This is a genomic window from Archangium sp., assembly GCF_036389735.1.
Classification (GTDB): Bacteria; Myxococcota; Myxococcia; order Myxococcales; family Myxococcaceae; genus Archangium.
Window position 1 is genome coordinate 1 of the sequence record NZ_DASVWK010000881.1, and the last position, 6,001, is coordinate 6,001.

6 protein-coding genes are annotated in these 6,001 nt (G+C 69.7%); 4 read left to right on the forward strand and 2 right to left on the reverse strand.

Annotated features, from left to right (window positions below):
• Both VF794_RS31570 and VF794_RS31575 read right to left on the reverse strand, forming a co-directional pair.
• On the reverse strand, window positions 1-215 hold a 215-nt coding region (locus VF794_RS31570; protein ID WP_331116830.1), incomplete at its 3' end, for a hypothetical protein.
• Between the two features lie 3 nt (window positions 216-218).
• Complete coding sequence (locus VF794_RS31575) at window positions 219-1,772, reverse strand: hypothetical protein (protein WP_331116831.1); 1,554 nt, start codon at window positions 1,770-1,772, stop codon at window positions 219-221.
• 322 nt (window positions 1,773-2,094) lie between these two features.
• Here VF794_RS31575 and VF794_RS31580 point away from each other — a divergent pair, with 322 nt between their 5' ends.
• From VF794_RS31580 to VF794_RS31595, 4 genes are all read left to right on the forward strand, one after another.
• Window positions 2,095-2,853, forward strand: a complete 759-nt coding sequence (locus tag VF794_RS31580) for an ABC transporter ATP-binding protein (protein WP_331116832.1) — start codon at window positions 2,095-2,097, stop codon at window positions 2,851-2,853.
• On the forward strand, window positions 2,850-3,632 hold the full coding sequence (locus VF794_RS31585) for an ABC transporter permease (RefSeq protein ID WP_331116833.1): 783 nt from the start codon (window positions 2,850-2,852) through the stop codon (window positions 3,630-3,632). Before VF794_RS31580 ends, VF794_RS31585 begins: the two co-directional genes overlap by 4 nt.
• Window positions 3,633-3,666: 34 nt before the next feature.
• The gene (locus tag VF794_RS31590; protein WP_331116834.1) at window positions 3,667-4,713 is read left to right on the forward strand and encodes an ABC transporter substrate-binding protein; all 1,047 of its coding nucleotides are present in this window, start codon (window positions 3,667-3,669) and stop codon (window positions 4,711-4,713) included.
• A gap of 141 nt (window positions 4,714-4,854) precedes the next feature.
• Window positions 4,855-5,739, forward strand: a complete 885-nt coding sequence (locus VF794_RS31595; protein ID WP_331116835.1) for a hypothetical protein — start codon at window positions 4,855-4,857, stop codon at window positions 5,737-5,739.
• Window positions 5,740-6,001: the final 262 nt, after the last annotated feature.

Sequence of the window (6,001 nt, forward strand, 5' to 3'; positions counted from 1 at the left end):
TCCCCGGCGGAGCGGTAGTGGGCGACGAGCGCCCCGAGGCGCCAGGCGGGAGCCACCTCGGCCTTGAGCACGAGCTGTGTGCCGGCGACCATCTGCGCGGTCGGCACGTGCCGGACCTCGAGGGGCTCGGGAGGGGGTGGAGGGGTGGCGGCGGCCGGAGCCGGCGGCTGGGCACCGAGCAGCAGCAGGAGACAGGTAGCGGTGTAGAGGGTCATGATCTACCAGTGGAAGGTGGTGCCCAGGCCGAAGCCGAGGCCGGAGTGGTTGATGTCGCGGAGCTGGTAGCTCACGCGGCCCGTCACATCGAGCCAGGGCGTCACGGTGCGGCCCACCGTGTAGATGAGGCGCACGCCGAGGTCCTCGCCGATGGGCTCGTTGGTGACGACGACCTCGGCGCTCATGGGCCAGCCCTTCACGGCGTCCCACGCGAGCGCGAGGCTGCCGCGCTGGCCGATGTCGGCGATGGTGGCCCCACGGATGAGCAGGGACGTGCCCGTCTCGCTGCCGATGCGCAGGCCGACGTCGAACCCGCTCGTCAGCCCCTCGCGGGTGACGCCCGCGCTGCCCTTGAGCAGCACCGCCAGGGACGGGTGCAGGCGCAGTTCGATCTCACCGAAGCCGTAGGAGTAGCCCACCTTCCGGCCGGGGACGCCCGCGTCGAGCTGATCCCTCGGCGTGCCGATGCCCCGGTAGTTGCCGAAGCCCACGCGCACCGCGTGGACGGTCGTGTAGACGCGGTAGAGGAAGTCCGCCTCGAAGAGGTTGTAGACGTCATTGCCCTTGAAACGGTTGAAGTCGACGTACTCGTCGCTGATGCGCACCCGGCTGCGGTCGCGGTACTCGATGCGCTCGTCGCGAGGCGGCCGGCGGATGGCGATCTGCTGCGGTTTGGTCGCGGTGCCCGTCGCGGCGAGCGTGGCGCCCTGGGCATCCACCGCCTCGACGTAATACTCGAGGCCGGGCTCCACCGCGGAGCCCTCGGGCAGCGTGACGCGGAAGTGACCGGTGGGCTCGGCGCTCATGTGGACGGTGCGGAAGGTGGGCGAGCCCCGCTCACGCCAGTGCGCCATGGCCGCGCGCGGCGTGGGACCCGCGAGGCTCGTGAGGGAGAGGACGATGGGCTCGTCGGTGAGCGCGACCTTGGGGGCGCTCACCTTGAGCACGGGAGTCACCGGCCCGGCGGGCCGTTTGGCGGTCGCGGTCTCCTGGGGCGCGGCGCGCAGCAGGGAGATCTCCCCGCGGATGGGGCCGCTCAAGTCGGACTGGGGCCAGGCGGCGAGGAACTGCTCCCATACCTTGGCGCGCTCGGCGGGAGCGAGCTTCAAGGCGGCGTTCCAGGCGGTGCGCAGGGCGGTGCGCTCGGCATCCGAGGGCCCGCCGGAGGACGGCGCGGAGGCCACGGGGGACTGCCTCGGCGAGCCCGGAGTGGGCGGGGTGGGAGGCTCGCGAGGAGTGGGCGCGTTGACAGGCTCCACCTCGTCACCCACCTCCAGGCGAGCGAGGAGCTCGTCCGGAGCGGCGATGCGCGAGAGCGACTCACCCGCCTCCAGCACCTCCACCTCGCCGAGGAGGAAACGGTCGCGGACCACCTTGCCCGTCGTGGGGTGACGCGCCTCGATGACACGGTAGACGCGCAGCCGCTCGCCGGGTTCCGCGGCATCCGCGCGCCCGAGGTCGACGAAGGCATCCCCGCCTTCGATTCGCAGGACGTAGGCCGGGCGCGCCGCCGCGAGAGCGGGAACGGCCAGCAGGAGCAGAAGCAGGAGCCTCATCATCACCTCATGACGACCCCAGGGGGTGGGGCCAGATACCCCGGACCTGAGGGGGGGCACACGGGCCTTGCGGCCTTCGTGCCAACTGTTGAGAAGGGACTGTCGCCCTCGGCGTATGAAGCCAAGAGCCTGGCATCCGTCCGCGGACTTCACGGCCGATGTGCAGCACGGTTTACAGGTGTGCAGGGAAGGAATCCAAGACTCTCGACGTCGAGGAGATTGGCCACGAGGGGGCCGGACGGTTAGAAACCCGGTTTCCCGCATGGCGCCCTCCAGCCCACCCCCGTCCGCCTCCCGCGAGCCCGATGAAGGCAGGGGGGGCGTGCGCGTGCGGCTCTCCGGAATCCGGCGCACCTTCCCGGGCGGCGTCTCCGTGCTCGACGGAATGGAGCTGGACATCGCCGCCGGCTCCTTCGTGGCGCTTCTGGGCCCCTCCGGCTGCGGCAAGTCCACCCTGCTGCGGCTGGTGGCGGGGTTGGACCGGGCCGACGCCGGCACCCTCTCCTTCTCCCCGCCCCTGGAGCGCACCGGGGGCGAGCGCGCTCCCATCGCCTATGTCTTCCAGGACGCGCACCTGCTGCCCTGGCGCTCCGTGCTGGACAACGCGGCCCTGCCCCTGGAGCTGACCGGCGTGCCCCCCTTGGAGCGCCACGCCGCGGCGCGAGCCATGTTGGAGCACGTGGGCCTGGGCGACGCCACCTCGCGCTACCCGGCCGAGCTCTCCGGCGGCATGCGCATGCGCGTCTCCCTGGCGCGCGCGCTCGTCACCCGCCCCCGGCTGCTGCTCCTCGACGAGCCCTTCGCCGCCCTGGACGAGCTCACGCGCAACCGGCTGGACGATCAGCTCCGCGCGCTGTGGCGGCAGTTGGGGATGACCGTCCTCTTCGTCACCCACTCGCTTTCCGAGGCGGCCTACCTCGCCGAGCGCGTCGTGGTGCTGTCGCGGCGGCCCGCGCGCGTGATGTTGGATCATCCCCTCGCCCTGCCCGCCGAGCGCCACCCCCTCCTGCGCGCCGAGCCCGACTTCGCCCGGGAGATCGGCGTGCTCCACCGAGCCCTGGAGCGAGGAGAGAGCGCGTGAGCACCTCGCCCCTGCGCGCGGCCCTGCCGCCCCTGGCCGCGCTCGTCCTCTTCCTGGGCTTGTGGGAGGCCGCGACGCGCGCCCTGTCCACCCCCGTGTGGCTGCTGCCGCCCCCCTCGGCCGTCGCCGCCGCCGCCGCCCGGGACGCGGCCAGCCTGCTGAGCGCGGCATTCACCACGGGCCGCTCGGCCCTGGTGGGCTTCGGGCTGAGCGCCGGGGTGGGTGTGCTGACGGCCATCCTCCTGTCCTCGTCGCGGCTGCTGGAGCGGGCGCTCTACCCGTACACCCTCTTCCTCCAGACGGTGCCCATCGTCGCCATCGCCCCGCTGCTGGTGCTGTGGTTTGGCCCGGGGGCGCGCGCGGTCGCCGTCTCCTCCTTCATCGTCTCGCTCTTCCCGGTCATCGCCAACACGCTCACCGGGCTGCGCTCCGTGGACCCCGCGCTGCGCGACTTGTTCCGTCTCTATGGCGCGCGCCGGGTGGCCACGCTCTGGAAGCTGGAGCTACCCGCCGCCCTGCCCCACCTGTTCACCGGCCTGCGCATCGCCTCGGGCCTGTCCGTCATTGGTGCCATCGTGGGCGAGTTCGTCGCTGGCTTCTCCGAGGACGCCGCCGGGTTGGGGATCCTCGTGCTGTCCGCCTACCGGCAGCTGCGCACGGATCTGCTCTTCGCCGCCGTGCTGGCGGCCTCGGTGCTGGGCCTGGCGCTGTTCGGCGCGGTGAGTCTCACCGGGGCCCGCCTGCTGCGGCGCTGGCACCCATCGGCCTCTGGGACCTGAGGCCCGCTTCGCTTTTCATCGGAGGGAACCGCACGTGAGAGGACGACTGATCGGATTGCTGGGGTGCGCGGCGCTGCTCGTGTTGGGGGCGTGCTCGCGCTCGAAGGAAGGCCCGAAGCAGGCCGAGGGGGCCAGGGACGCGGGCGGCACGCAGGCGCAGGCGGCCCGGACGGTCATCAAGGTGAAGCTGGCCTTCAACTGGGTGCCCGAGCCCGAGTTCGGCGGCTTCTACGCCGCCCGGGAAAAGGGCGAGTTCACCCGCCACGGGCTGGAGGTGGACATCCTCGGAGGCGGCGCCGGCGTGCCGGTGATGCAGATGGTGGCCTCGGGACAGGCCGAGTTCGGCATCGCTGGCGCGGATGAAGTCCTCACCGCCCGGGCGCGCGGCGTGGACGTGCTGCCGCTCTTCGCCGTGTACCAGACGTCGCCGCAGGGGATCATGGCCCACGCCTCGAGCGGGGCGAAGGGGATCGCGGACGTGCTGGCCTCGGGCGGCACCGTGGCCCTGGAGCCGGGCCTGCCCTACGCCGCGTACCTCAAGAAGAAGTATGGCTTCGGCAAGGTGAAGGTGGTGCCCTACGACGGGGGCGTGGCGCGCTTCGTGGCGGACAAGACCTTCGCGCAGCAGTGCTTCATCACCTCGGAGCCCATCGCCGCGAAGCGGCAGGGCGCGGCTCCCGCGGTGTTCCTGGTGGCCGACGAGGGCTTCAACCCGTACGTGGCCGTGGTCATCACCCGCCGCGAGCTATGGAAGGAGCAGCCGGAGCGGGTGAAGTCCTTCGTGGCGGCGGTGCGCGAGGGCTGGCGCGGCTACCTGGAGGACCCGGCGCCGGCCAACGCCGTGATGGCGAAGCTGAACACCTCGATGGACGCGGAGACGTTCGCGGCGGCGGCGCAGGCCCAGAAGCCGCTCATCGAGACGGAGCAGACGCGGACGAACGGGCTCGGCACGATGAGCCGCGAGCGGTGGGAGACCCTGGGGCGACAGCTCGTGGAGCTGGGCATCATCGAGAAGGCCCCCAACGTGGACGAGTTCCTCCTGCCCGAGTTCATGGGGCCCCTCCCCAAGACGACTCCGTGAGCTGAAGGGCCTTTTCGTGTTTGACCGGTTACGCGGGTTTCTCGGTTGACGAGAAACATGGTTTCCCGTATTTTCCAGGATGACTGGAAGTTCACACAACCGGTCCGGCCGCGCCTCGCAGGGGCCCTCGAAGGAGACGTCATGAAGAACACGATGGTTGCAAAGCTTGTCATGGCGCTGGTGCTGTCCATGGCCTGGAGCGCATCTGCCCAGGCTCAACCCCTGACCAGCTTCACGACGACGTACAAGGGCGGCAGCGGCACGTGCGGGACGACGTACAACATCCAGGGCAAGGAGCCGTCCTCGACGCTCAAGTACCCGGTCTTCATCTACATGGTGGGCACGTCGGAGACCTACAACAACGGCTCGGCGCTGGCCGCCGTCGACGAGATGGCGGGCCGGGGCTACGTCGCGGCCACCGTCCAGTATCCGAGTTCCTCCTTTGGAGACTGCACCACGCTGTCGGCCCGCTCGAAGTGCATCTTCGACTCGACCAGCGCGAGCAGCGCCGTCGCGGCCCTCTGCTCCCGCCCCGCCGCGGACTGCTCCAAGGGCATCGTCGTGGCCGGCTTCAGCCAGGGCTCGATCCTGGCGATCCTGGCCAAGAACCATGACACCCGGGTACAGGCCGCCTACGGCATGGGCGCGGGCGTCCAGTACTCCTTCTACGACCTGCGCGCCTGCGTCGCCACCGGCAAGCGGGCACTGCCGAGTGACCGGCTTCGGGCGGTGAATGGCGAGGCGGATAGCTTCATGGGCAGCACCGAGAGTTCGGTGCGCGGCCAGCTCCAGGAGCTGACGGGTCGGAGCTGCACGGGGACCTCCTGCTTCGCCGCCAACGGCAGCGGCTGGTACATCGTGAAGCACGCGGAGGCCTCGGATGGCAACGCCGATCACTGCTACATGCGCGCCAGCGGCGGTTGCAACGGCAGCCAGAACTCCCTGGACCAGAAGTGGCTCAACGGCACCTATGACTGGTCGGTCGACCCCAACATGCAGTGGCTGACGGGCTTCACCCAGCGGTAGCGCCCAGCAAAGACAGACAAACCAATCACAGACATTCGCGATGTCGTGCGCGGCCTCACAGTCGCCTCGGCATTGCGAATGTTTGTATTTATTTGCCCACAAAGACAAACATAAACACTCAAGCGAATATAATTAAAAGACATACAAACACAATTCAAACACAATTCAAGATAATCCAAATCAATCACAAACACATACACCAGAATTCGCACCAACCCCCACATTGTCGACAAGGTATCCAGAGGTCGTCCGATGTCGAGAA

Bases quoted from the DNA above. Each gene is read 5' to 3' on its own strand.
- VF794_RS31575 (WP_331116831.1), bottom strand. From the start codon at position 1,772: ATGAGGCTCCTGCTTCTGCTCCTGCTGGCCGTTCCCGCTCTCGCGGCG.
- VF794_RS31595 (WP_331116835.1), top strand. From the start codon at position 4,855: ATGAAGAACACGATGGTTGCAAAGCTTGTCATGGCGCTGGTGCTGTCC.